17 protein-coding genes are annotated in these 22,992 nt (G+C 51.8%); 11 read left to right on the forward strand and 6 right to left on the reverse strand.

What is annotated here, in order from left to right; translation table 11 throughout:
- Together LKK83_RS21070 and LKK83_RS21075 are read left to right on the forward strand one after the other, a co-directional pair.
- On the forward strand, positions 1-1,587 hold a 1,587-nt coding region (locus tag LKK83_RS21070), incomplete at its 5' end, for a protein kinase domain-containing protein (RefSeq protein WP_442957351.1).
- A gap of 188 nt (positions 1,588-1,775) precedes the next feature.
- Complete coding sequence (locus tag LKK83_RS21075) at positions 1,776-2,834, forward strand: PstS family phosphate ABC transporter substrate-binding protein (protein ID WP_324633299.1); 1,059 nt, start codon at positions 1,776-1,778, stop codon at positions 2,832-2,834.
- 65 nt (positions 2,835-2,899) lie between these two features.
- On the opposite strand, the gene LKK83_RS21080 is transcribed toward LKK83_RS21075, so the two are convergent.
- The 3 genes from LKK83_RS21080 to LKK83_RS21090 all read right to left on the reverse strand — a co-directional run bounded on the left by LKK83_RS21080 (position 2,900) and on the right by LKK83_RS21090 (position 4,288).
- Positions 2,900-3,643, reverse strand: coding sequence for a Crp/Fnr family transcriptional regulator (locus LKK83_RS21080; RefSeq protein ID WP_324633300.1), 744 nt, complete (start codon positions 3,641-3,643; stop codon positions 2,900-2,902).
- A gap of 156 nt (positions 3,644-3,799) precedes the next feature.
- Positions 3,800-3,979 (reverse strand): hypothetical protein, encoded by a 180-nt coding sequence (locus LKK83_RS21085; protein ID WP_324633301.1) that lies wholly within the window; start codon positions 3,977-3,979, stop codon positions 3,800-3,802.
- A 174-nt stretch (positions 3,980-4,153) separates the two neighbouring features.
- Positions 4,154-4,288, reverse strand: coding sequence for a hypothetical protein (locus tag LKK83_RS21090; RefSeq protein WP_324633302.1), 135 nt, complete (start codon positions 4,286-4,288; stop codon positions 4,154-4,156).
- A gap of 38 nt (positions 4,289-4,326) precedes the next feature.
- On the opposite strand from LKK83_RS21090, the gene LKK83_RS21095 reads away from it, so the two are divergent.
- Positions 4,327-5,259, forward strand: coding sequence for a DALR anticodon-binding domain-containing protein (locus tag LKK83_RS21095; protein WP_324633304.1), 933 nt, complete (start codon positions 4,327-4,329; stop codon positions 5,257-5,259).
- A 183-nt stretch (positions 5,260-5,442) separates the two neighbouring features.
- On the opposite strand, the gene LKK83_RS21100 is transcribed toward LKK83_RS21095, so the two are convergent.
- Complete coding sequence (locus LKK83_RS21100) at positions 5,443-6,384, reverse strand: Cof-type HAD-IIB family hydrolase (RefSeq protein WP_324633305.1); 942 nt, start codon at positions 6,382-6,384, stop codon at positions 5,443-5,445.
- Between the two features lie 483 nt (positions 6,385-6,867).
- On the opposite strand from LKK83_RS21100, the gene LKK83_RS21105 reads away from it, so the two are divergent.
- The 8 genes from LKK83_RS21105 (at position 6,868) to LKK83_RS21140 (ending at position 19,342) form a co-directional block, all read left to right on the forward strand.
- A complete protein-coding gene (locus LKK83_RS21105) occupies positions 6,868-7,308 on the forward strand; it encodes a response regulator (protein WP_324633306.1) in 441 nt (146 codons plus the stop codon).
- A 316-nt stretch (positions 7,309-7,624) separates the two neighbouring features.
- Complete coding sequence (locus tag LKK83_RS21110; protein ID WP_324633307.1) at positions 7,625-9,829, forward strand: chemotaxis protein CheA; 2,205 nt, start codon at positions 7,625-7,627, stop codon at positions 9,827-9,829.
- A 61-nt stretch (positions 9,830-9,890) separates the two neighbouring features.
- The gene (locus LKK83_RS21115; protein WP_324633308.1) at positions 9,891-10,370 is read left to right on the forward strand and encodes a chemotaxis protein CheW; all 480 of its coding nucleotides are present in this window, start codon (positions 9,891-9,893) and stop codon (positions 10,368-10,370) included.
- 80 nt (positions 10,371-10,450) lie between these two features.
- Positions 10,451-12,520 (forward strand): methyl-accepting chemotaxis protein, encoded by a 2,070-nt coding sequence (locus LKK83_RS21120; RefSeq protein ID WP_324633309.1) that lies wholly within the window; start codon positions 10,451-10,453, stop codon positions 12,518-12,520.
- 390 nt (positions 12,521-12,910) lie between these two features.
- Positions 12,911-16,354, forward strand: coding sequence for a HEAT repeat domain-containing protein (locus LKK83_RS21125; protein WP_324633310.1), 3,444 nt, complete (start codon positions 12,911-12,913; stop codon positions 16,352-16,354).
- A gap of 46 nt (positions 16,355-16,400) precedes the next feature.
- Positions 16,401-17,285: a CheR family methyltransferase gene (locus LKK83_RS21130; protein ID WP_324633311.1), complete on the forward strand. Its 885-nt coding sequence runs from the start codon at positions 16,401-16,403 to the stop codon at positions 17,283-17,285.
- 33 nt (positions 17,286-17,318) lie between these two features.
- Positions 17,319-18,398 (forward strand): protein-glutamate methylesterase/protein-glutamine glutaminase, encoded by a 1,080-nt coding sequence (locus tag LKK83_RS21135; RefSeq protein ID WP_324633312.1) that lies wholly within the window; start codon positions 17,319-17,321, stop codon positions 18,396-18,398.
- Positions 18,399-18,709: 311 nt separating this feature from the next.
- Positions 18,710-19,342 (forward strand): chemotaxis protein CheC, encoded by a 633-nt coding sequence (locus tag LKK83_RS21140; protein ID WP_324633313.1) that lies wholly within the window; start codon positions 18,710-18,712, stop codon positions 19,340-19,342.
- Between the two features lie 255 nt (positions 19,343-19,597).
- On the opposite strand, the gene LKK83_RS21145 is transcribed toward LKK83_RS21140, so the two are convergent.
- Both LKK83_RS21145 and purM read right to left on the reverse strand, forming a co-directional pair.
- Positions 19,598-20,101: a helix-turn-helix domain-containing protein gene (locus LKK83_RS21145; protein WP_324633314.1), complete on the reverse strand. Its 504-nt coding sequence runs from the start codon at positions 20,099-20,101 to the stop codon at positions 19,598-19,600.
- Positions 20,102-21,498: 1,397 nt separating this feature from the next.
- On the reverse strand, positions 21,499-22,530 hold the full coding sequence (gene purM, locus LKK83_RS21150; RefSeq protein WP_324633315.1) for a phosphoribosylformylglycinamidine cyclo-ligase: 1,032 nt from the start codon (positions 22,528-22,530) through the stop codon (positions 21,499-21,501).
- Between the last annotated feature and the right edge of the window lie 462 nt (positions 22,531-22,992).

Raw genomic sequence — 22,992 nt, forward strand, 5'->3', positions numbered from 1 at the left:
GGAGGGGCATCGAACCCCTCCATTTCCCCTGGCTCTCATCCCGACGCTCACCAAGCACGGGTAGAGCGCGGGGCTTCTCGCCGAGAAGCTAAAAAACCCCTGGGTAGCGGCAAAGGAGCGGTAAAAAACCGGATCTCAGATTCGGCAGGATACTCTCGAGATTCTCAACGCTTAACGGAAGAGACGGTTATGGAAATTCACTGCACTCGTCCCAGTTGTCCGCGTCCGCAAAACGAATTTGCCGATCTCGATGACCCTGCCGAGCTCAAGACAGCGCAGCAGAAATTTTGTACCGCTTGTGGAATGCCGCTGATTTTGGATGGGCGATATATGCCGCAACGGTTGTTAGGGCAAGGGGGATTTGGGGCGGCATTTCTGGCGTGCGATCGCCGCACTCCGACAATGCGACAGTGTGTGGTCAAACAGTTTCAGCCCAGGGGGGACTTGAATGCCCAACAAATGGCGATCGCGCAAAAATTATTCGATCGCGAGGCAGAAGTGCTCGACGACTTGGGCAACCGCCATCCGCAAATTCCTGACTTGCTTGCCTTCTTCCCCCTAGAAGTGCCCAGTCTGACACCAGGCAAGCAAGAACAGTTTTTCTATCTCGTGCAAGAATTCATCGACGGCGAAAACTTAGAAGAACAACTGCAATCCAAAGGCAAATTCTCGGAAACCGAAGTGGTAGAGGTGCTGCAACAAATCCTCAAAATCCTCCAATTCGTCCACCAGAATCAGGTCATCCACCGGGATATCAAGCCCTCCAACATCATGCGATCGCGCCACAGCGATCGCCTCTACCTGCTCGATTTTGGTGCCGTCAAGCAAGTAACCCAGGCATCCCTCGCCCCCGGCACAAATCGCTCCACCGGCATTTATTCAATGGGATTCGCCCCCCCAGAACAAATGGCAGGTCGCACGGTTTTCCCCGCCACGGATTTGTATGCCCTCGCCGTTACCTGCATCATGCTCCTCACCGGCAAAGACCCCCAGACGCTTTTCGATTCCTATACCAATCGCTGGAACTGGAGAAGCGATGCCGAGATCGACGAGAAACTGGCCGATATTTTGGATCGATTACTCCTCCCCACCCCCAGTCAGCGGTTTCAGTCAGCCACCGAAGTGCTAGAGGCCCTGGTGGCCAAACCTTCAGCCCCGCCACCCCCAACCCCCGCGCCACCCATTCCCGCCCCCACGCCATCACCGGCCCCCGCACCTCCCGTGCAACCCTCCACCGCCCATTTCACCACCTTGGAAATTCTCCGGGGCGCTGCGTTTACCGGGTTTGAAGGCGGATTGCTGCTGATTGTGTTGAGCAGCTTGAATTTGTCGGCGTTAATCAGTACCGGGGCGTGGGTGGTGGTGTTGTCGGGATTGATTTTAGCGCAATCGCGGCGCTGGATCGAAAAATACGATTTGCTGATTTTGGCGATCGCGACTTTTGCCATTGTGGTGGCGATTCCCTCGTTGCGAAGTGCGTTTGCATGGCAAGCGATTTTTTTGTTGCCCCTGTTTGCCGGATCCTGCGCGATCGCGGTAAGTGCCCTGTTTCGACTCCTGCAAAAATTCCTCTCCAGAATTTTGTGAAAATTTAACAATGTCCTTCCATCCCCGCACAATCCCCCTGGTGGAGTTGCGATCGGACCGGAAAAACCCCCCGTTTCCCTAACCCCCACCCCAGAGTATTTCTACAATAGAAACAGCAATTCCATTCAATCAAGCGCGCCCAAACCGCAAAAACCTTTTATCTCCCCTATTTGCTGCCCAAAGTGCCCATGTCACAAAAAAACGAAACCACCGTCCTCGTCTTAGCCGCCCTCATCACCTTAACGTTAGCTGGGGGTTTTTTTTGGTGGCTGACCCAAGGAATGAGAATCGATGGCAAGAGTTCCACCCCCCAAGCCACCCGACAACAAGCCAACACCCGCAACAATTCTACCAGCCAATCCTATGCCGAGAGTTTAGGGCAAGTTTCCGATGTGCCCGCCGGATTGTTTAGCTATGGCGGGAGTACCACTTGGGCACCTATCCGGGCACAAGTAGACCCCCTGATTGAAACCGTTTGGCCGCAATTTCAACTGCGCTACACCCAACATGCTACCAAACCTCCCGGATCGGGTACCGGCATTGCGATGTTACTCGATAACCAATTGGCCTTCGCCCAGTCTTCTCGCTCTTTAAAAGATACAGAATACCAGCAAGCCGAACAACGGGGGTTTAGCCTGCGAGAAATCCCGGTGGCGATCGATGGCATTGCTGTGGCGGTAAATCCCGCCTTGGAAATTTCCGGGTTGACCGTGACTCAATTGCAACAGATTTATACTGGCGAGATTGTGAATTGGAGTGAATTGGGCGGCCCGAACGTTCCGATTATCCCTTATTCTCGCCGACCGGAAGACAGCGGGACGATTGAGTTTTTTGTGGAAAATGTTATGGGGGGAAAGGAATTTGGCAGTAATATCGAGTTTATTCCCACTACCACCCAAGCGTTGCGCCGCGTCAGCCAAAATCTCGGCGGAATTTATTACGCTTCCGCCCCGGAGGTGGTGGATCAATGTAGCATTCGACCCTTGCCCATCGGTCGCCGCCCAAATGAATGGGTGCCCCCCTATCAAGAGCCATTGGTGCCGCCGCAAGACTGTCCCGCCCGCCGCAATCAGCTCAATGGAACCGCGTTTCAAAGTGGCGACTATCCGATTACCCGGCGATTATTTGTGATTGTGAAAGAAAATAATCAAATAGACGAACAGGCGGGAAATGCCTATGCAGAGCTGTTGCTCACCGACCAAGGGCAAGAGTTAATTGAGAAAACCGGGTTTGTCAGAATTCGGTAAGGGTTGCGATCGCGCAGATAATTCAGTGCGCCGAACCAGAGTATAACCCACCACCCCGAGGATTCTCACTCGCTTGGTCTCGCGATCGGCACGCCAATTAAATTATCTTCCCCGGTGGAAATACACCCTGCAGCGCGCAACTTCCCCATGAGGCGCGTCACCGTTACCCGCGTCGAACCGATCGCGCTGCCAATTTGCGCGTGGGTTAACCCCCAAGGAAGACGGTACCCTAACACAATCGGCGGTTCGCTCGTGCTATAATAAGGTTCGCCATGTTCTTCGACTAATAAAGTGAGGAATCCGCCGAGTCGATCGAGGGTGCGTTTTTGACCGAGGGTTGCCAACCACAAGAGTTTGCGCTGGTGCTGATAGCGAAATGCATCTAACACCTCCTGACGAAACGCGGGCCAGGAATCCAAATCTTGCCAATACATCCAAATTGCTGAAGTCTCCTCGGTATGGGCATAGGCTTCGATCGCGAACGGATCGCGAGTCACCACTTCAAACGGCTGACCCGCACTGACAAATCCCAAAAACCCTTGTTCCGGTTTGCGAAGGAAGTTCTCTTCCCCCTCACTACGCCCGGTTGCACCAGGAGATGGCGCAGCAACCGAGCTTGATGAATTTTCCGGGTGAGTCACGATCAGTCGCAGTGCTCCTTGGGCTACGAAATACAACAGACCCGGACGAGTGGGAATTCGTTCGTCTTTGCGAAATGTCCGATAACGGTAATGTTCTTCAGCCCATTCGACGATCCATTGGCGAGTTAAAAATGGCCGAGATGTCTCTGAGGTAGAAGATAAATACATAGGAACAATGGTGTAGGACTAGGCATAGTGCGATCGCAGAAAGTGGCGATGCAAATTCCCCGATTCCAAGAACGTTGTGCTGCATTGCATGGATTTAGTGCAATAACAATCCCAGGATTGACAACAGTGAATTTGGACGCTTCCACCCCACCGAAGTCACGGCAAAAATGGCAAACTCGGGGGAATCCGATCCGGGATTTCTGCCACCGAAGTGTTATTCACCCGCCCGAGAATTTTCTCACCATCGGCTGACCCACCTGCATCGCAAAATCGAGAAGACAGCGCGATCGCAGGCGTAACGTTAATAAAAAGGGATCGAGAGAAATCTGGATTCATTTTGGCTCGTTCCTAGGTTTGAGAGAATTTCAGTAGCCAATCATACTTAGCGCAGAAGAGAGTTTCCGGCTACTTTTTACACCAAAGAGGATTTTTTGAGAAAATAGTGTTGTGTAGGTAAAAGCATTGACAAACAAGAAAATCAAACCGATGAAGAAGGTTGCGCGGGAGGTTTTAGGCGGAGGTTATGGTGGATGGAAAGACCGATCGCCCAATTTTATCTGTAGAATCGATCGAGCCGTTATTTCGAGCGACAAAAAAAGAGGGGCGATCGTCTGAGATGCCCGAGAGTTTCTCCAGGCATCTCATCGTTTTCCCCTCAGTTGAAACCGTCCAGTTGAAGGAATATGGAATTACTCGCTGTAAAAAATTTGGCGCTTCAGGGGTTGCTGCTGCATCAGCTACAAGTGGCGATCGCGACGAATGAATTTGCGCCTTGGATAAATACTCCCGCCAGTGGTTGCGATCGCGCGATAGAGGGTGCGAGTGGGTCGCCCATTTGTCAGCAGATTCCCTTGTATCGCGGGAAAGATAGCCAACGGGTGGTTTATATTTGTGCCGCCGGATTAAAATTCGCCAAACAATCGCCGCGATCGGCGATGGAAATTGCCACCGCCATCGCCCGGGGTTTATCTCATTTGCCGGATAGCACATCGGGACTTTATACCCAAGGGCGGCAATTCGAGATAGAGATTTATCCCCCGGGGAAAATTCACCTCAAACTGACCGATCGGGGATTATCGCAATGGTTGCAATCGTTGCTCGGTCATCTCGCCTCCGCGATCGCCGCCCCTGCATCGGCACTCGAAGACCCTGCGCCGGGAGATTTTTCTTCCAGCACCCCGTTATTTAGGATCCAGTATGCCCATGCCCGCTGTTGTTCCCTGCTGCGGATGGCCGATCGCCAGGGGATCCTTTCCGGGATCCAGCCGGAGGGGGAATCCGCGATCGCCCCGGATCCGATCCCCTGGCTGGATCCGCAAGGGCAGTTTCGCTTAGACCATCCCACAGAAAGGGCCTTAATTTCTCAAGTGGTGAATGTACTAGACGCCCTACAGCTCACCGACCCCTGCGCCCCACCGCCCCGGGCGATGAAATGGGCCCGAGACTTAAGTCAAGATTTCCTGACATTTTATGCCGCCAATCCCATTTGGAGCGAAATCTACAGAAAAAATCTCGGACTCGCCCAAGCCAGATTGGGGGCGATCGCAATTTGTCAAAAACTGCTAAAACTCCTGCTAGAAGAGGGATTGAGCGCTTTCGCCCCTCGGGAACTCTAGTCAAAGTCCCTGCGTCACCCGAGGTAAAGGCACTGAATTGTCATAAAACTCCCAAAAAAACTTTTTCAAAGGGGGTGACAAATTTCACTGTGTCCGATATAGTAACAGGTGTGTGAGGAGCGAACCAGATAAGGGCACCGAGACGAAACACGGCCAGTCGTCGGTGCCCTTTCTGCATTTCAGCTACAGGAGAAACTCCTCGATCGCCGCCGCCACCCCGTCGCATTCCACATCCGACGTCACCCAAGTGGCAGCAGCTTGCACTTGTGCAGGGGCATTGCCCATCGCCACACTGATGCCCCCATACTGCAGCATTTCGAGATCGTTAAAGTTATCGCCAATGGTCATCACCTGGGTGGGATGAAGTCCCAACATCTCTTCGGCGAGGTAGCGAACCGCCGCCCCTTTGTTGACCTCCGGGTTTCCCGCTTCAAAAAAAGTGGTGTGGGATTTGGTCAGGTAAACCTGTTGGGGGGTGTAGCGGCACGCGGCATTTGCGAGTAATTCATCAATTAACCCCGTGTTTTGGCTCATAGCCAGCACTTTGGTGGGGGGGCAACGGGTCACCAGTTCTCCGAGATCCTCCGGGGCGATCGCGGGTACCCCCGTTCGCTCGCTGTAGGCTTGACTCGCAGGGGTGATTTCGCGCACGTAAAGGCAATCGTCGATATAGCAGTTTACCGTGAGCTGCGATCGCACCGTGGGATCCTCGAAATCATTTAATAAGTCCAGAGCAATTTGTTGACATAACGGCGCGTGATAGTGGAGATTGTCCGTTTCCGGGTCTTTGATATAGGCTCCTTGGTAGCAAATTAAGGGTAAGGGAGAGCCGATTTCTTGATGAAAGCGCAACGCCGATCGGTACATGCGTCCCGTGGCGATCGCCACTTGGATCCCTTGCGCCTGAACGGCAGCGATCGTTTGTTTCACCGGGTCGGTTATCTGGTTCGAGACCCCCGCAATGGTCCCGTCAATATCCAGGACGAGCAATTTCACGTCCCGCCCACTGGGGCGATCGCCAGATTGGAGAAAGTTCGCAGTAGCTGTGGTTTGCATCGGGTTATTTGGGTTGAACGATTGGTTTTCTGCGGCGTATTTCACCTTTTCGGAAGTGTAGCAGAGCATTGCCATCCATCCCCCCTTGCGCCTCACCCCATGATGCGCTCCAGGACAATCTGCGTTGCACTCCTCCCCCCCCGCACCCCAATTCCATCTGGGAACAAGTTTTGTTAATTTATTCTGAAAATTTCGCCAATTGATGGAAAATCGAGATAAAATTACAAGGGAGTTGATTAAGCGAATTAAAACCCAGCATCGATGAAAAAAGAAAGCCGAGAGTTCTACACTGTAAACTCGGGAGAGTCTCGACTTTGTTGCATTTTTTTAAGCGAGCGATCGAATGACCGCCAGAAATGGGAAAATAAAAATAAGTGCTTCCATAACGCGAAGCAAGGGATATCCGCACAACCCCAGAGGCGATCGCCGATAGCTCAACCCAGAAAAAATCAAGTCAGCGGATGCTTTCTCAAACCGTGACGCAAGACACAAAAACCTTCTGGGGTGCGGGAATGAAAGCCCACAGCATCTCGCGGCGAGAGTCACGGGAAAATGACCCAGTTCAGACAACAAGAGCCTCGGCGGGTGTTTAAAAACAGCATTGGTTCGATGGAGGAACGCAAGATGAGACGAATTTTAGTCGTGGATGATTCAGCAACCATGAGAAAAATGGTCATGGCATCCCTGCGAGATTTAACCGGCGTCACATTTGGCGAAGCGAGTAATGGTTTAGAAGCAATCGAGCAGCTAGCCGTTGCCCCATTCGATCTGATGATTTTGGATTTAAACATGCCGGACATGCATGGATTAGAAGTCTTAAAATTCGTCTTGGGACATCCGAGTTATCAAGCAACACCAATTATCATTTTGACCACCAAAGGAGACGAAGGAAGCCGCAGTCAAGCAATCCAAGCCGGGGCTTCCTGTTATATCACCAAACCATTTGAACCCACATCTCTTGCCAGTCAAGTCCAACAGTTGTTATTGAATTAAGGAGTTATTGGTCATTGGTCGTTGGTCATTGGTCATTAGTCATTGGTCATTGGTCGTTGGTTCTGTTGTTAAGCAGGTAGGCAAAATAACTTGTGTGCTTGCTTAACAGTGCAGGGACTAAAAAAAACTCGGCAGTGTAGAAGCGGGGGAACGGTAGGAGAAGATAGAGATGAGGCGAAATAGCAGCAGGGAAGGTTAAACCAGGTTCTGCCAAGAGAAGTGTCAGCGCGATCGCACTAGCCCAAACCGCCGATAGACGATCGCCGTTCTGGAGTAATTATAGAGAAATCCCGGTGAATAGGAGATGATTTAACTGGTGTCTAATAGCGCGAGCAATAACTTCTTCGACGATTTTTTAGAAGATTATTTTGCCGAATGTGAAGAACATCTGACCGTAGTGCGTCGGCAATTGTTGGCCATCGAAGCCGATGTAGAGAAGCCACAAATCGAACCGTCAGTTTTAAACGAATTATTTCGCAGCTTTCATTCCTTAAAAGGACTCTCGGGCATGGTGGGGGTAAAAGAAGCAGAAGAACTGGCGCACGAAATGGAAAGTTACCTGCGAGTGCTGCGCGATGGCGATCGGGAGCTATCTTCCCAGGGATTCGACGCATTATTAGAGGGAACTAAACTGTTAGAAAAAATTATCGCCGCCCGACGAGATCGAACATCGCCCCCCGACATTTCCGCGATCGCCGATCGACTGCGCCAAATCATCGGCACTACAGAGTCTCCCCGCCAACAACAAGGGGCGATCGCCCCTTTACAGTTTGAACTCAAACCAGAACAAATCGCCCAAGTCGAGAAAGCGATCGCCTCGGGACAATCCGTGTGGCACTTTATTTTCGCCCCCAGCGCCGAACGGTCCGCCAGGGGGATAGACGTGAACAAAACCCGCGAGAGACTGCAAGCGATCGGCCAGATCCTGTACGCCGCCCCTCGCATGACCCCGGAAAACCGGATCGAATTTGATTTTCTCCTCGCCACCCGAGACAGGGACAGTGGGTGGACCGAGTGGGAAACCGACGGACTCACCTGGAAACCCTATCGAGTCAGCGAAAGCGACGATCGATCCGCAGAAGAAACAACCGAACTCCCCACCCCACCCGAGTCGGAAGACGAACAACCCCCAGAGGAACCCCCCGAACTCCCCGCCCCGCCCGAGTCGGAAACCGAAGCGACCCCCACCCCCTCCGCAAAAGGGGAAATGGCTTCCCCACCCCAGACTTCCAGTCCCGGCGCTTCTCTCCCCGCCCCCCTAGTGGTACGAGTAGACTTACCCAAACTCGACGAACTGATGCGGATGGTGGGAGACCTAGTGATTACCCGGGCGTGGTTAGAAGATCGGCTCAATGGGCTTAAAGAGATTTTACCCCCAGCGCAATGGCGCACCCTATCGCAAATCGATCGCCGCTTTGAACGGCAATTGCGCGACTTGCGCGAAGGCATCATGCGAGTGCGGTTAGTTCCCATCGGCGAAATATTTGCCCGGATGCAGTTTGTGGTGCGCGATTTAGTGCGATCCGAGCAAAAGCAGGTGAAATTAGAAGTCAGCGGCGAAGAAACCGAAATCGATAAATTCGTCGTGGAACGGATGATGGATCCGCTATTGCATTTAGTCCGCAACGCCGTCAGTCACGGGATAGAACCCAGCAGCGATCGCCGAGAACGGGGGAAACCCGCTCAAGGAAACATTGCCTTGCGCGCCAAAACTGCAGGAGATTTGGTCCAAATCGAAATTGAAGACGATGGGCGCGGGATTGACCTAGAAAAAGTAGCCGCTCGCGCCAGGGAACGCGGATTATTACTCGAAAACTCCACTCCCGACCCCCGGGAAAATCCCTACGACGCCATGACCCTGCTAGAGATTCTCTGTGCCCCCGGATTTTCCACCCGAGAACGAGCCGATCGCGCCAGCGGAAGGGGTGTGGGAATGGCGATCGTCAAAAATACCGTACAAGAACTCGGGGGGATGTTGAATTTCGAGAGTCAACCCGGACGAGGGACGCGCTTTCTTATCGAACTCCCCTTAACTTTAGCGATCGCCGATGCCTTAATTGTCGCCGTCGCGGAGGAAACCTATGCCATTCCCTTATGTTCCGTGCGAGAGACGATCGCCGTCGCGCCCGAAAGCGCGATCGCCTTTGCAAACAACGAGACAATCCCTTACAAAGGCAGTATCTTACCCCTCATCCGGTTGGCAAACCTGTTTGGTTTAAACCGATCCGAAACCGGGAAGTGCGATCGCAACCCCACCCCACAGCGCCAATCCCTCAACGGACACAGCACAAAAAACCTGCATGTAGTTGCAGTGGGAAACGGACTTACCTGCATCGGTATCGTCGTCGATCGCATCCTCGGACAGCGAGAAATTGTCGTTCGTTCCCTCACCGACCCCTTGCTTCAAGTCCCCGGCATTACTGGCGCCACCGAATTAGGCGACGGACGTGCGGTTTTGATTTTAGACCCCGCCGCTTTAGGGCGCTATGCAATGCAATTGAACGCCAAGCATCCTCTCTAATTTCCTTGAATTAACAAACAACTTTTTTACTAAATCCACTGGTAAGAATTGCGGCAAAATCATGGTAGAAAATCACCCCACCAAATCCGAAACATTTATTGTTTTTGAACTGGCCGATACCACTTACGCGATTCCCTCCCAACTGGTACAACAGATGGAAATGGTAGAGGGAATTACCCCAGTTCCGAACGCCGAAACCGACGTAGAAGGCGTGATTTTTTCTCGCGGTCAAGTGATTCCGGTACTCAACCTGCGGGTGAGGCTGGGATTAGAAAAAATTCCCTACAGTCTCCGCACGCGGTTGATAGTCGTCAATGTCAATCGCCGAACCATCGGGTTAATTGTAGATACCGCCCGCGAATTTCTCGCGATTCCCTCAGATACCATACAACCTCCCCCCGAAGGAATTACCGGCTCGCGCGGAAAATGTTTGTCAGGCATTGCCACCCGAGAATCCCGCGTGATTTTGATTCTAGATGTTGCCGAATTACTCGCGCCAACCGAGGCTTCAAATCCCGTAAAAAAGGAAACAGGTCATTAGTCATTGACAAACGACCAATGACCAATCACCAATCACCAATCACCAATGACAACTAAACCGAGAATTAAGAGGAAAAAATAATGGGTAAGAAAAAGAAGACGGTACAAACCAAGGGAGCCAATCGAAGTGGGAAAGTGAATCAAAAAGGCGAATTGATCCGTCACACGGATGCCATTCGACAGGCGGCGGCGGAAATTTCGAGAATTGCCTCAGAAACCACAGCGGGGGCGCAAACCCAGAGGCAAAGCTGCACGGAGAGTAGCGAGGGAATCTCGCAGATGGCGGACTCGCTGACAGAAACTGCCACCCAAGCGGCATCAGTGGCGACCTCCACCGAGCAACTGGTTTCTTCCCTCAACGAGATGGCAGCCTCCATCGAGCAAGTGACAGCCAGTGCAGTAGATTTAGCCACACAGGTCAAAGAAACTGCCGTCAACATCCAACAAAGCACTACATCGATCCAAAACGTGACGATGACGGCGGAGGAGATGGCAACATCTGCCACTCAAGTGAGCAGTTCGATGACAGAGATAGCGGCTGGGATTAAAAGCGTCAGCCGAGACACGGACAACCTTGCGTCTGCGATCAATCAAACCGCTGCTTCTATAGAACAGATTGCCAGTTCGATCCAAGGGGTAGCAGCGAATGCGGACGATTTGAGTACGGCGTCGGAACAAACCACCAGTTCGATTAACGAAATGGCGGCTTCCATCGAAGAAGTTTCAGCCACATCAGAAAACCTGTCAGCGACGGTAGAGGAGGTGTCTACCTCGATGGAAGAGATGGCGCGATCGGTGCAGGGGGTAGCACAAAACAGCGAGCGAATCACCGAAGTTGCCACCGATGCGTCCAGCAGTGCGGAAGAACTAGAGCGTTCGATTCGCTACGTAGCAGGACTGACAAAACAGAGCGACGAAATCACCCGCAGACTAGCGCAAGATGCGCAAGTGGGGGGGAAATCGGTACAAAAGAGCATTGAAGGATTGAACCGGGTGCGCGAATCCACCATAGAATCGGCGGATGCGATCGCCCTAATTGGCAAGCGGACCGACGAAATCAGCACAATTGTAGACACCATCAACCTGATTGCCGAACGCACCAACTTGCTGTCATTAAACGCCTCCATCGAGGCAGCGCGCGCCGGAGATGCAGGCAGGGGATTTGCCGTAGTTGCCGAAGAGATTCGCAACCTGGCCGATCGCGCCGCCCAAGCCACCTCAGAAATTGGCGGCATCATCAAAGGACTGCAATCCGTAGTGCAAAACGCCATCAATACCTCCAATGACGGATTGAGCGTTGCCGAAGATGCGGGACGCTTAGCGGAAGAAGGAGCCAGCGGACTGCGGAAAATCTTGAGCGGCATCGAAGAAACCAGCCAACTCGTCAGTCAAATCGCCCAAGCGTCCGAAGAACAGCTCGGTGCCGGACAAACTGTGGTGACGGCGATTAATACCACAGCCCTGCAAGCCAAAGAAGTGGCCACGGCAACCAGCGAACAGACCAAAACCGCCCAAGGCATCGTTCAATCCACGGTGCAGATGCGTCGGATTTCCCAGGAAGTGAGCAAGGCGATGAACGAACAAGCTTCGGCGGCGCGCGAGGTGATTAAAGCGGCACAAAATACCTCAGTGCTGGCTTCCCAAGTTCGCAAAGCCACTTCGGAACAAGCCAAGGGAGCCAATCAAATCATGCAGGCGGTGGAATCCATGCGGCGCGGTTCTGCCACCACCTCGCGTTCCCTGGCAGAGCAATCCACTGCCGGGGAGCAAATTTCCCAGGAGGCGGAACGGTTGGCGCGATTGATTGCCAAGGTTTCCCAGGCGATGAACGAGCAAGGAAAATCGAGCGATGCGATTCAAAATGCGGTGGACAATTTGCAGCGACAGTCCGAGCAGGTAGCCAAGGCGATGAACGAACAATCGCGAGCGGTGAAAGACATGAGTTCGGCGGTGGGAAATATTTCCAAGCAAATCGAGTCGATTAATCTGTCGAACCAGGAACATTCCACGGTTGCCGAAACTCTGCTTTCGTCAGTGACGAGGTTGGGGGAACTGACCGAACGCAATCTGGAGCGAATGGAGGGGGCGGAAGTATCTTGTGGGAATTTAATCGAACAGGCGGATGTCCTGGGGGAAATAGCGCGAGGCTGAAGGGGTAAAGAATTTTTCTCCCATTGCTCCGTAAATAGCTGCAACCCAAGACGAAACAAACCGCCGCCACTTTTTCCCTTTTACATTTCCCCGATAATTGGGCAGGGTTGATTGATTTTTTGTAAAATTATTGCCCAATTATCGAGGGAGGTGAAAGTGGTAAGAAGCGGGTATAATTGTCAGTATGTCAAGGATTTATCTGGGAAATATTCCATTGCGTAGTCCTGGGTTGTTGGTGATTGGTTGCCGAGGTTCTATAACTTTCTCTTTTTCTGCCCGCCCTTCTCTGCCCTCTGAGCGCTGACAAGAGTGCCGATTGCAAGAGTGCCGCTCGCCGCTCGCCTTTTAACACCGATAGAAAACGAACAGTTGGGAGGATAAAAAGCCACCATGAGTATTAGTATTTTCACAACCGATGCGAATTTAATCGTGCGTTCGTGGGATCCCCGGTTAGCCGAGATGACGGGGGTGAGCGGGGAATCGGCCTACGGGTTAAATTTGAGCGCGATCGTGCCGGATTTTGAGAAGCGGGGACTAAAAGGGCGGTTTGAGCGCGTGCTGAGTGAGGGGGTGGTAGACACGCTTTCACCGACGCTACATCATTATTTGATTCCTTGCGAACCTCCTCATCCGTCTGAGTATTTCGAGCAAATGCAGCAGCGGGTGACGATCGCCCCTTTGCGGAACAAAGAGCAAATTGTCGGCACCATCGTCACCATAGAAGACGTGACCGAACGACGCGATCGCGAACGCCGACAAGCGGAACGACTGGCGCGAGTGCAATCGAATAGCAAACAAACCCGGACGCAGAACGACCGGGACGACAGCGAAATCCACATGGGGCAACTCACGCAAGTCCTGCAAGAGCAAAGCTGGCAAGTGCGGCGCGAAGCGGTGGAAAGTTTGTCGAATGCCAACAATGCCAATATTACGGCTCAATTGCTGGAATTATTACGCAAACAGCATCGCAATCCGAGCATTCTCAATAGCGTGTTGCAAGTATTAAGCGTGCAGCGCATCGACCCAATTCCGGCGCTGATTGAATGCTTGAAAGAGCCGGATGTAGATTTGCGAATTTACGCGACGTTGGCGTTAGGAGAGCGGGAGGATTACCGCGCGATTCCCGCCTTAATCGAAACCCTCGAGGATGAAGATGCGAACGTGCGCTATCACGCGATCGAGGCGTTGGGAATCTTGGGATCTCTATCTCCCCCACCGCAAGAAGCGATCGAGCGACTGATTCAGATCGCCGAGTCGGGGGATTTCTTTTTAGCGTTTCCCGCATTGGATGCCTTGATGCGGATTGGCGATGCGAGCATTGCGCCGCGACTGTTACCGTTGCTGAAAAATACCTTGAGCTGGCGAGTGCGGCGAGAGGCGGTGGACAATTTGGCCCGACAGAGCGATTCGCAAGTCATGGGAGAGTTGTTGCGAATGTTGCGCGAACAGCATCGCAATCCGAACGTGCTCAATAGCGTGTTGCAGGTATTGGTATTGAGCAATGTAGATCCGATTCCGTCTTTGATTGAGTGTTTGAAAGAGGGGGATGCGGATTTGCGAATTTATGCGGCGTTGGCATTGGGGGAACGATTGGATCCGCGCGCCACTGTGCCGCTGATCGAATGCTTACTCGATGTTGATACCAACGTGCGCTATCACGCGATCGAGGCCCTGGGGCGCTTGCGGGCAGTGGAGGCGGTGGAGCCGCTGGTGAGTTTAGTTCAGTCGGGAGACTTCTTTTTGGCGTTTCCGGCGATGGATGCCTTGATGCGGATTGGCGATCGCAGTATTGCCCCCTCCCTGATTCCCCTGCTGGAAAACCAATTGCTAGCAACCCAAGCCGCAGAGGCCCTCTGCGAATTGGGGGATGCAGATACCATTGTACCAATGGTAAGGTTGTTCAATTCCGACCGAACCTCGATTGGCGAGATTGCAGTAGCGGTGGCGGCGATTTATCAGCGATACGAACGGGTGTTTGGCGAGGGGACTTATATTGCCGATGTGACCCGCTCAGTAATTTCCCCCATCGGGAAGCAGAATCTTTTGGCAGCGTTAGAGTCGGCTTCAACGAAGGAGTTGCAGGCGTTGACGCTGATTTTGGGTTGGCTGGAAGGGGAGCAGGTGGAACGCGCGTTAGTGGAGTTGTTGGATCGTCCACAGGTCAGGGAAGCCGCCTTGGAAGCGGTGGTGCGCTATGGCTCCCGGGTGAGTCCGCTGTTGGTGTCTCAGTTAGAGGCGGTGGATTTGGAGACCCGACGGGCGGCGGCGATCGCCCTGGGACGAATCGGCAATACCGGGGCGGTGGAAGCATTGAGTAGCTTGTTAAATGCCGAGTCGGAGTTGGTAATGGTGGTGGCGGCGGCCCTGGCGCAGATTGGCGATCGCTCGTCGTTTGAGGCACTGTTGGAGTTGTTGGGCCATCCCGATGTGGCGGTGCGGTTAAGCGCGATCGCGGCACTCAATTCTCTGGGACATCCTGCCTTACCGGAACGGATTTTCACCTTGCTCGTGGATGACAATCCTTGGGTGCGCGAGTCGGCGGTGAAAATTGCAGGCTATTTTGCCTTTGATAATTGCATCGACCGACTTTTCCAGTGCTGTGACGACCCGGTGGAGCGGGTTCGTCGCTCGGCGATCGAGCATCTGCCTTATTTGGAAACACCCCAACGGGCGATGAATCGTTTGGTGGCGACAATTTCTCGGGATTCTCCCCAGGTTCGCGCGGCTGCTGCCCGGGCTTTGGGCGACATGGAGTTCGAGCGGAATGGGATGGCGTCGGGGGTGGCGCGGGATCGGGCAAATTCCGCGAATAACAACGCCCGAGACACTGAAGCTGACGGTTCTGTGGTGTTGGATTGTTTGTTGGAGGCATTGAAAGATGAGGATTCTTGGGTGCGCTATTATGCGCTGTCTTCAATTGCCAAGTTGGTCAGTCGCGAAGAAGTGGAGGTTTCGCCCCCGTCGCGGCCCTTCGATTCGGGAAATGGGCATGAGTTGGATGAGGATGTGACGCTACAGGGGCAGGACTTTTTATTTCAGGTGTTGCAACAATTGGCACTTGCCGATCCAGCAAATCCGGTGCGCGCCCGCGCTACTGAGGCGCTGGGGTGTATTGGGCAGGAGCGCGCAGTGCGGATTTTGGCTGATTTAGCCGAGGTGGATGATGGAGATGGAGAGGTGGCCCGCTCGGCGATCGCGGCTTTGGGCCGAATTGCCCATCCCGATGCTTTGGCTCCTTTGTTAAATGCCCTGAATTCTCCCCACGCCGAGCGGCGGTTGGATGCGCTACAGGCGTTTAAGGAACGCGGCGGATCGCAAGCGCAAGTGGCCCTGCAGTGGATTGCGGCGGCAGATCCCGAAACCCGGGTGGTGCGCTCGGCGATCGATTCTCTGGCGCGAATGGCCAGCCCGGAGGCGATTTCTTCTTTGCTGGAACTGACGGTGGACCCCACTTGCCGGGATACCTGCGTTATGGCTTTGGCATCAGTTGGCGGCACTGGGGTGGAGGCGAGTCGGGAAACGTCCCAGGGGGTACTGTTACCGGGCAATATGTTGCTGGAGCGCTATATCGATTCGGTGGCTGCAGGGTTACAGCACGTCCATGCTAGCGTTCGCTCGGCTACGGTTGAAGTTCTGGCTCGCTTGAAGCATCCTTATGCTTCCGAGCAATTGATTGCTGCGTTGGATGACGACGAGCGCACGGTACGCTTGGCGGCGCTGAATGCATTGAACCATTTGGGAAATCGCGCGGGCGAGGAGAAAATCGCTTCCCTGGCACGAACTGACCCGGATACTGGGGTGCGTCGCGCGGCACAAAAGGTACTCCAGGCTTAGGCTTCGAGGAAATAATGGCCAACCTACACGCCCATCTATGCCACTGATGCGATTTTTTCCTGAACCGTTTAAGTTAACTGACAGTGTTTTTACGATTCTGCGGGATTTAATTCACGAACGCACGGGATTGTATTATGAAATTGACAAACGCGACATGTTGGCGGAAAAGTTGACGCCTCGGGTTCTGGAACGGGGTCTGAATTCGTTTTTGGATTATTACTATCTCCTTAAATACGATCCGGTGGCTGAGGAGGAATGGCAGGCGTGCATCGATATCCTTTCCGTGCAAGAAACGTTTTTCTGGCGCGAAAGTGACCCGCTGAAAGCTTTGGTGGATGTGATTTTGCCGCAATTTTTGGCGGCGCGTCGGTTGCGCGGTTCGGCGGGAGGTGCGGGGGAAATGAATTCTCAGCCTTTGCGAATTTGGAGTGCGGCTTGCGCCACGGGAGAAGAACCGATTTCAATCGCGATCGCCCTGAATGAAGCGGGATGGTTCGACCGCTTGAATATCGAAATTTATGCCTCTGATGCGGCTCCTTCGGCTATTTCTAAAGCCCGCTCGGGTCTTTACCGCGCTCGCTCTTTTCGCAATTTTTCTCCTACTTTGCAGCAAAAGTATTTCACCCGGGAGGAGAAGGGGTGGCGGATATCTCGCAGCATTCACGATCGCATTCAATGGCGAACGGCGAATTTGATGGACAAATCGGCAGTTGAATATTTGACTCATTGCCACATTATTTTTTGTCGGAATGTGTTTATTTATTTCTCGCAACACGCCATTCGTGAAGTTGCCGAACGTTTTTTTGTCGGGATGCCAACGCCGGGATATTTGTTCTTGGGGGCGTCAGAATCGTTGTTGAAGATTTCCACGGGGTTTGAGTTAAAACAAATCAATGAGGCGTTTGTTTATGTAAAAAATAGTAGGAAATAACATAGAGGGGAGAACTGAAGGAGGGCAGAATCGATGAGCAAAAGTCGTCAGGAAAAGAAAGGGGTGATGAATAAAACGATCCGGGTGTTAATCGTGGATGATTCGGCTTACATTCGCAAGGTTGTTAAGCAAATGCTATTGCGATCGCCGTTTATTGAAGTGGTGGGCATTGCAAGGGACGGAGAAGAGGCATTAGATGCAATTGAAACCCTCAATCCGGATGTGGTGACGTTGGATTTAATTATGCCGGGAATGGATGGCGTGGCATTGTTGCGAGAGCAAATGGCGCGGCGTCCGGTACCAGTGGTGATCGTCAGCATTGCCAATGAGGGCGGTGAAATGGTTTTGGCCGCACTGGATGCGGGGGCGGTGGATTTCCTGCAAAAACCCACGGCACTCGCAACGGAAAAGATTTTTGAAATTAGCGATGAGTTAATTGATAAAGTAAAAGCAGCGGCCAATGTGCCTTTAAATCGCCTTCCTGTGGCAACACAGTTAAGCACTCCACCCCCGCCTCAGCAAAAAGCACCGCCAAAGTCGGGGGTGGTGGATCTAGTGGCGATCGGGATTTCTACTGGTGGCCCTCAGGCGTTAGGGTTCTGCATTGCCCAGTTACCGGCAGATTTGCCAGTGCCGGTGGCGATCGTCTTGCACATGCCGGTGGGCTATACCAAAATGTACGCGCGCCGTTTGGATGAAATTTCGGCGGTGAAGGTGGTGGAAGCCGGCGAGGGGGATTTGCTCGCTCCAGGGACGGTCTATATTGCCCCTGCAGGACGACATTTGACTTTCGTTCGCCAATGGGATGATACGGTGCGAATTCATCTGGATGCGCGCCCGTTCGATACCCTGCATCGTCCTTCGGTGGATGTGATGTTTCACTCAGCCGCCGAGGTGTACGGGCGTCGGGTTTTGGGTGTGGTGATGACGGGGATGGGTTCTGATGGCACCCAAGGGGCAGCCTGGATTAAGTCCAACGGCGGCTTGATTTTTACCGAAGCAGAGGAAACCTGCGTGGTCTATGGAATGCCGCGATCGGTGGTGGAAGCAGGGTTAAACGACCAAAGCATTCCCCTCGATCGCCTGGTTAGTGCGATTTTAAAGGTGCTTTAAATGGGGCAATTGTTGCATTGAGATAGTCTGCTATCCCCAAGGGGCACGATTAGAACAGATTCTTGCCGATCGCGCTTGGTGGCGCGCGATGCAGTGCGGTTGCATTGAGTGTCGCTTGGGCAGGGTTCTTGGCAAATGAAAGGGCAAAATTTCGCAACATAGGGTTAAAGGGCGATCGGGGGGCGTCCATGTCACCTCGATCTTCGCAGTCGCGACAATTCAGGGCGATCGCATGAGCCAACTGCGACGACTTGTCGCGGGCTGTTGCTCATACACTCTCGATCGTTGGCGCGACTCAATGGAGATCTATAATGCTACTGACGAATCAACAAAACAATGGGTTAACTGAATTTACCAAAATGGCTTTGTCTCGACGGACTGCGGCTTCCTTATCAGAGTTAATTGGTTGTCCCGTGGTGGTTCAGGTGTCGGGGGTTTCTCTCTATCCCTTAAGCCGGTTGGCGACTGAATTGGCTGAGTCTTTACCCAGTCAAATGGCAACGGTTCATCAGTTGTTCACCGGTTCGATTTCGGGCGATTCTCTATTTCTACTCGACTATTATTATGCTTTGATGCTGACCAATTTACTCCAGACAGATTCTCTCCCGAAGAGCGATCGCCTGGATGCTTCGGCTTGCGATATCTTAACCGAAGTGGGCAATCTGGTCTTAAATGCCTATCTGGGCATGTTAAGCAAAATGCTTCAGCGCCCCCTTTCTTTTTCTGTCCCTTCTTTTGAACTCGAGTTGCTCTCGCCACTGATGGACTCCCTGATTGTGGAAAAAAATGAGTTCCGTTACGCTTTGGTGGTAAATACCACTTTCCAACTTCATAACAATTCGGTTAACGCTCATCTCAGCTTTGTTTCCGGCGTGGTTTCTCTCTCCTGCTTAATTAAAGCCATTGAAACCTGGGCCTCGATCGCGGTGCCAACCGTGGTTTAACTTTTCCCTCTAACGATCCGCATTCCGATCGATTATTCACTTGACTCAGCAAAACCCATGAAAAAACACCATTAAACACCCTGCTTTTGGCTGATGTTTCAATCAAATAGGCACCTCACCCCAATCCGCCAGTCTTTCTCCGCATATCCAGAAAAATTCCTTGGCAATACTGAGGTGAGATGCCTTCTAGTTTTAACGAAAATTATGAAAAATCCCGCTATTTTTGATTGACTTTACCTCAAGCTAGAACGGCTATTATCCATTGACCATTGCTTGTGGCTGACGCTCGTTTTCACGGGACTCATGTCTCTTGGATTTCGGGCGTTTGCTGAACTTAAACTTTCCTTGAAATTTATAACGAACAGCCCGATAAACTACATGATAGTCTACATCCACTCCACAATTTTCTTTCAACCAGGATTGAATTTCTCCATAACTACTAAAACCTTCCGGTTCTTCAATGCGTTTTTTCAGTTTTTCCAGCGCTTCAGGAGGAATCGTAATTGGCCTTCCTGCTGGTTTATAAACTTTAAGCAACCCTTCCAAACCGGATTTTTTGTACTTCTGAAACCACCGATACAGCGTAGATGTATCTCGCGAAAGCAACTTAGAAAGCGCCTCGAGGGTACTAACTTTCCCCGATTTCAGTAAGTACAAAGCATGGAGTCTTTCTTTTCTTTGCGCGTTGGTTTCTTTTTTGAAACGGGTTTTAAGATAGTCCGCTTGTTCTTTGATATCCAGTTTCAGAGTGTTTGGCATTTTACGCTGTCCCTACTTTTAAATAACGGCAGATTAACTCAATTACTTTGACGACAAAAAACGGTTCTTGGATTCTCTGGCCAAAGCCAGCCACTTTACAAAGCTACAATCAGCCTCCGCTCTGCGAGTTTTTGCTTTAAGAAAACCTTGTTACTTTTTTCGCTGCCAAAGCATCGAATACACCCCGGCTCTTTGCCTGTTGTTATCGCCTCTTTGAGGCTAAGTAATTGGGCTAATAAATTTCCTTCCGAAACAATTGGGGAAGAATATTACCCTCAATCGGATATTTCCTTTATCGACGCGCCAATCGGGTGGTTACAAAAAACCTGACATGCTTTTAAAACAGACTTTTTTGCGCCTTTGACTTGAAGAAAAAGCCTGGCGTGCATTCTTACAGCAGATTTGAACCACGGGTGGATGGTTTCCCACGGAGGCGATGAGTCGATCGCCTGAGGCAGGCGAATGCTATCGATCTCGCTTATAGCCTCTAAAATTCGCTCCGTCAAGAGAGCCACAAACAGCCCAACTCGAGCGGAGGAAATCGCCCTGGGATTGTCTATCCAGGATTCCACAATCTCCTGAGTGACAAGTCTGAGAGGCGATCGCATCTCCACTTGTCCGAAGCACCGACTGTTACTCAAGCTTAAATTCGCCATCTGTCCCTAGGGGTGATTTGACGCCTATTTCGGAAGTTTCAGTGGTAATACTGACTAACTTGGCTCAACCTTCAGCGTTTGTCAAGTCCTTTCCCCACTTATTTACCCTCAAAAATTCCCTCCCCGCAATATTTTGAGCTTTTTTTGGAAAATTTTTGCCGCCTGACTCACTGTATTGATTTTTTCTTCAATCTGAGGAGGTTACGGAAACGTCTCCGGGGTTTTACGTAGACAGCCGCCCCCTTACAGGCTGGTGGTTTCTGCCGATGCGAGCTTCTTATCTTAAGATTCAATAAGTTTTGTAAAGCGATGTGACCTTTTCTGGCATTCTCCCCGCACAAACGCTAAAACCAAAAAACTAGCCGCCAACTACCGCTTTTTTTAATAAACAAACCGTTGCTTGGAAAATTCTCCCCAATTCTCGGACTCCAAATACTCGAACTCCTGTGCTTCCCAGCTTTCTTTCTCCCCCACGGATACTTCTGGGATTTCTTCACTTTAAATCCGCAAATCTCTTCCCTCGAACCGAAGCGAAACCCGCCCGGTTGTCTTGCAATCCCTTCCGCTTTGGGAGTCTCTATCCCACAAAAAAATCGGAGGAATCTCATTCCCATGAAATTCCTCTCAAATCGAACCTAAAAGGGGAGTCGCGAGGAGTTTGGGAATTCAATTTCCCCCACACTCCAACCCGCGATCGCCTCCCACAGAAATGCCGCCTCTGAATCTAGCGCAATTGTTACTTTAAGACAGTTCTGGCGTAAGTATTAACCCCCCATCGCCCGCCACGACTTCGCCGATTCGATAGGCAGAAATCTGGCGAGATTCAAACCACTCCAGAGTGCGATCGGCCCAGGATTCACTCACCAGTAACACGAATCCGATGCCCATGTTAAAAGTGTTAAACATATCGGCAAGACTCACCTCTCCCGCCTGGGCTATCCAATCAAAAATGGGTAAAATCGGCCAACTATTTCGGTCGATTCGCACTGACATCCCCTCGGGCAAACAACGGGGCAAATTTTCCGGTAAACCTCCCCCGGTAATATGGGCCATTCCGTGAATTTCTATCCCGCTACTCAATGCTTCTAAAATCGGTTTGACGTAAATTTTCGTCGGCGCTAGCAAAACTTCACCTAAACTAGCCTCTAAGGCGGGGGGTTGATGATTCCAATTTAAACCGCGATCGCGGACAATTTTTCGCACCAAACTAAACCCGTTGCTGTGAACCCCAGCACTGGCTAATCCAATAGCCACATCCGATACCCGTACTTTCTCGGAGGAGCAAATTTCCCTTTTCTCCACTACCCCCACGCAAAACCCCGCCAAATCGTACTCTCCCGCATTGTAAAAACCGGGCATTTCTGCCGTTTCCCCCCCCAGCAGAGTACAGCCGGCTTGTTTGCAACCGTCGGTAATCCCTTTCACCACCTCGGCAAGTTGTTCTCCATCCAGTTTTCCCGTTGCCAGATAGTCTAAAAAAAATAGGGGTTGTGCCCCTGATGTCAGGACATCGTTAACACACATTGCCACCAGATCGATGCCTACGGTGTCGTGACGCTCGAGCTGCATGGCGAGTTTGAGCTTCGTTCCCACACCATCAGTTCCAGACACCAACACCGGTTGCTTGTACCCGGCGGGCATCTCGAAATAGCCACTAAAGCCCCCAAGATTTCCCAGCACTTCCGGGCGATGGGTACTCCCTACCAGAGCGCGAATTTTCTCTACAAAGGCGCGACCGGCTTCTACATCTACACCCGCTTCTCGATAATCCATTTTTCACCCCAATTCAATGACAACAAACGCCTCATTTTACTTGCCCCTAACTCGCCCTAATGGCTGAGCTTCTGTGAGCAAATTTTTAACTATAGCATATCCTGGCCCCCTACCCTGTCGCCTCCCCCACCGCGATAACGGATGAACGCATTCTCAATATGCAATATATCTGAATTTTATAACCGCTCGTGCCCCTCTAAAGGAGCCATGAAGTATTTCTTCGCCGAACAAATTTAACACATCCTCTGCCTGTCAAATTCATAGCTTGTTTGTTATCGCGCAAGGGAAAGTTTTGATAAAATATCCGGAACTTGACCCCCGCCTCGGTCCGCAATCCCAACCCGACAGAGTGTTTGCCAGTCTTAGGCTCTAGAACTCCAGCATTAAACAGGCTTAATCGGGTTAAACTACTGTGTTGGAGAGAGTCCCGAGGCGTAACATTGCCGAGCAACCCCGCACCGT

This window comes from Phormidium sp. CCY1219, assembly GCF_035615515.1.
GTDB lineage: Bacteria > Cyanobacteriota > Cyanobacteriia > Cyanobacteriales > Laspinemataceae > CCY1219.